General features: G+C 58.7%; 2 protein-coding genes. Both read right to left on the bottom strand.

Going from position 1 to position 4,540, the window contains the following annotated elements:
* Positions 1–103: 103 nt before the first annotated feature.
* Positions 104–745, bottom strand: coding sequence for a transposase (locus QZX93_RS08555; RefSeq protein WP_295394510.1), 642 nt, complete (start codon positions 743–745; stop codon positions 104–106).
* 1,187 nt (positions 746–1,932) lie between these two features.
* Positions 1,933–3,078 carry an alpha-hydroxy acid oxidase gene (locus QZX93_RS08550; protein ID WP_295394508.1) on the bottom strand — a complete coding sequence of 382 codons (1,146 nt, stop codon included), beginning with the start codon at positions 3,076–3,078 and terminating at the stop codon, positions 1,933–1,935.
* Positions 3,079–4,540 lie beyond the last annotated feature (1,462 nt).

Genomic DNA, 4,540 nt, shown 5'->3' with positions numbered 1-4,540 from the left:
GGGGTAGGCCCTTCTGCGGCTTGGGGCCGCGCCGGCCCGGCTGCACCGCTGATGGCGGCGCGAACAGGCGCGCATCCAGGCGCAGGCGTGAGATCAAGGCCGCCTAGGCGCTGAGGCATTCCCAGCCCAGGCGCACACAGGAATCTCTGCCGTCCCCAACGAGGACCCAGCGGCGGCGCGTGAGCCCGCGCGCCACCAGCCGCAGCATGACGACGGTCCAGTCGATGACGCTCCGATGCGCCTTTCCCGCCGCGAGGTTGGCTCGTTGCGATGGCGCCAGCAAGGTCAGGAACGGCAACGCCCAGGGCCGCCGGCTCCAGGGCAAGGGGACGATCAACGCCATGCAGACCCGGCCCAGACAGGTCACCACGCGACTGTTGCTCGAGCGTACCGCATCGCGGGACATCCCCTTGGCGGCAACGCGCGCGCCCTTGCGCCGCTCCAGGGTCTCGTCCACCACTACCAGGATCGGCCAGCCGGGCGGCAGCAGCGCCATCAGCAGTCCCAGCAGGATCTGCGACCCCTGCACCCCCGACCAGCGCCCCCGACTCAGGACCCGGTGGTCACGCTCAAACCGGGGCTCGTGCGCCAGCCCCAGGACCCGCAGGGCCGCGGCCACCGTGCGCGGGCCTTGGGCCAGCAGCGTGCCGGTCACCAAGACCTGCACAGGGCGCCAGGTCGGCGCGGTGAACAGCGGCGCACAGGGCAGCAGAGTCGGTACAATCGAGGCTGGCAGGAGGGGCATCCCTGGGTACGTCCGGTGTCTTGGTCGACCTCGGAACATACACTGTTGATGCCCCGCCTGCCTTCCCCTGCGTGTCCCCGCGTGCCACGGCCACTGGCGGGTGCCGCCTGGCCGCGACGAGCGGCCGCCGCAACCCCCTGCTCAGCGCACGCGTCGGCACCGCCGTGGCGTCACGCGCGGGGCCGTCGCCCAACTGCAAAAATGGCCAAAGTCGAGGTAAAATGTAGCCATCAAAATTACTTGCGAAGTTTTCTAAGGTTAACCCCGCCTGCCATAAGCTACGCTGCATCCAATAGGCAGGTGAACCATGATCCACGAATGGCACAATGTCTTTCCGGAAGTAACAGTCACGCCTCAATAGAAAAAAAGAGGCCTGGACGTCTGGGCAAACATTTACACCATACCGCAACTCGCCCGCTAACGCTGCATTCGACTTAATGACCACATCAGTTAAACGACCCAATGTATCAGGATTTAGAAAGATTATATCGGTATCGCAAATCAGGAACAAATTGGATTGTTCTGTTGATTTAAGATGTGCCTCAATTTTCGGCAATTTAGCAACGCCTGCCCTCAACCCTCTGGCATGCGAAAGAAAATAGGCATGCTCTACCAATTCAATCCGCTCGACTGAATTAGAGAGCTTACGCAAAAAAGCCTTACCGCCATCGCGAGAGTCGTTATCAACAATAATTATTCTCCGAACCAGGTCTAATTGTTTCTGCTCACACAGCGTCAACAGCATGAGCTTCAAATAATACGTGGTTGAAAAATTTACGACAATCAATGCGATACGAGGAACCCCATCAAAAGCGGGAACCTCAGGCGGCCTTGTCAGTTTCCAGTGCAGTAGCGTCATGCCTTGATCCGTCAGCATTGCTAATCGGCGGCGGACAGCGTTCAGGCGATCACCTTTAAGCGATCTAAATCTTTGGATGAGTGACATTCCGAGTAACCGTTTAATAAGCGAGAGCTGTGGCGCCAAAAGATTTAACCCAGAAAGAGCGGTTCTCACGCCAAGGCGCCAAGTTCGCCAAGGTTGTTCAAAACGTTATTGGCGTTCGGCGACTCACCCGTAGGGTGATGCCGATGCTGCCCACATTCGTTGTTTCTTCTTGGCGCCTTGGCGTGAGCATCTGCCGGATTTAGGTTTAAGAGTTTCGGGACATGGGAATCAGGGCATGCGGCTACCTGAACCGCAGATTGTCGCGCGAGAGCTGGCTGATCGACGCACGCCCCATCAGCTTCATTCCCCGCTCGATCTCCGCCCGCATGAGACCCAGCGCCCGCTCGACACCCGCTTGGCCCGCGGCCGCCAGCGGAAACAGATAGAAGCGTCCGAGGCCCACGGCCTTAGCGCCGAGCGAAAGCGCCTTCAGGACGTGCGTGCCGCGCTGGCACCCGCCATCCATCATCACATCCACGCGCTCGCCGACGGCATCGACGACCTCCGCCAACTGATCGAACGCGCAGCGCGAACCATCCAACTGCCGACCGCCGTGATTGGACAGTACAATACCCGCGCAGCCGATCTCCGCCGCGCGCTTCGCATCCCCCACCGACATGACACCCTTAAGGCAAAACTGCCCACTCCATTCCCGGACCATCTCTGCCACATCATCCCAGTTCATGGCAGGGTCCAGCATCTCAGTGAAATAGCGCCCGATCGACATCGTGCCCCCGTCCATGTGGACGTGCTGGTCCAACTGGGGCAGACTGAAGCGTTCGTGGGTCACATAATTCAGGCCCCACATCGGCTTGAGCGCGAATTGCAGCATACCGCCGAATGTCAGCCTGAACGGTATCGCAAAGCCGGTCCGCAGATCGCGCTCGCGGTTACCGCCGGTGATGCTGTCGACGGTCAGCATCATGACCTCGACACCCGCGTCCCGGGCGCGTTGCATCATGGCGCGATTGAGGCCACGGTCCTTATGAAAATAAAACTGATACATCTGCGGCGTCGCGTAGGCTTGGCGCAACTCCTCCAGGCTGACGGTCCCGAGCGAGGATACGCCGAACAACGTGCCATACTGTGACGCGGCAGCCGCGACCGCGCGTTCGCCTTGATGGTGGAACAGGCGTTGCAGGGCCGTCGGCGAGCAATAGAAGGGCACCGCTAACTTCTGACCCATCACGGTCACGGATAGATCGACGTTTGCCACCCCGCGCAGGACATCGGGAACCAGATCGCAACGCTCAAAGCTCGCCGTATTCCGGCGATAAGTCACCTCATCGTCTGCCCCGCCGTCAATGTAATTGAAGATCGGACCCGGCAGCCGGCGCCTGGCCAGCTCCCGGAAATCGTGAAAGTTATGACAGTTGCTTAAGCGCATAGTGGACAGACTCGCGGATGAACAAGGTATCAGCCACTTGCAGCGGTGACCTGGATTCCGCTGCGCTCCATCCAGGCTACGGGAAACCCTTCCGTGGAATACTTTCACAGTCTCTTGGCTTTCCTAGAGGACCCTAGAGGACCAGTTACTCATGCCGCAGCGGCTACGAGAATACAAATATCGCTGGGTTTAAGTACATCGTGTTCAAGACGACCAGCTAGCACACGTAACGCTAGGATTTAGGCTTTTGTCATAGCTTGAGCACAGGACCCACCATAAACGAGAACGCCGGGTACCTGGGGCACTTGGGCGAGCCACCGGGCATCGTCTTCATGCTCACATTCAAGCGTAACGTTCATAGCAAACTTACCTGTGTTGCAGATTGGGACCAAGAAAAGCGGTGGCTGAAATCCCCACGTATGACCTCAAAAATCCGAGTTTTGGGGTGGCTCCAATGCGAACCAATTGAAGCGGAATACCGCCTCCCGATCTTGGTTTACTTCCTCTAGCGTCGAAAGACCTTCGCCAGGAAGCCCCGTATCTTGGTTGACAATCAATACCGTTAGGGGAGGCAATCCGTGATCCGCACAGTAGCGGAAAATGCCGCTTCCAGTCAATTGACAGCTTCTCGGTCTGCACGTAATGCGCTGTTTTACCGATGCCGCGGCTTAAGTCAATGCCATTCGAGCCGGAGAGTAAGCCGAGTCCTTGCCGCCGCTTAGGCTGAAGTTTGTATTCTCTGTTTGCCGCCTGGTTTCCGGCGGTGCCACCCTATCTCTGCCATACGACGATTCGTTCCCGGCTCCTCGCAGAACCGGACTTGGAGTGTTACACCATCCGGCTCCCAGTTTGAGTCCTCCTCGATTTGACAGGTCCAAGGACCCATCACCTTCCGACGCCATACATCCAAGGACGTCCTTCGCTGACGTGCTTCGCCCGAGGGCACCGGCACGCCGACCAAGTGAAACGCGCAGAATATGTTGTCACGGACAGAATCCTCACTGTGTAGGGCCGTGTATCGCCCGCACGTTATCTCAAACCGCCGCCCGCAACGCTTCCCCCGCATTACCGGGGATCGACGCTACTATGGACGGCTCCGACTTCCGCGCCGCACCGCCCGTGTCCTCGCTTTTTATCGCTTGTTCACGGGTGCCCGCCTTCCGGTGGACCGCGTCGCGGATCTCCTCGGTTACCGCGTATTCTCAATGTCAGGCTCGACATGGCCTCGGACCCCGGGGCGTACCGGCACCGCTCGCAGTGGCGCGATACCGATTTTTGCCTGCCGGAGGGACAAACCCATCGGCACTTACCCATTAAATTTTGGCTCTCTGGGATCTCAGTAGGTCGCATAGTTTCTCAAAAACAGCAGGATAGAGCGGTTACACAAAAAGAAAACGGCTCTATGGCAACGTCTGAAAATAGCGTAAGCCTCTGATATAAAGGTTCGGCAGAGCAGTAATCG

Source organism: uncultured Thiodictyon sp., from assembly GCF_903946935.1.
GTDB lineage: Bacteria > Pseudomonadota > Gammaproteobacteria > Chromatiales > Chromatiaceae > Thiodictyon.
The sequence above is the reverse complement of the archived record's forward strand: the minus strand, read 5'-3'. Positions and strand labels throughout refer to the sequence as shown.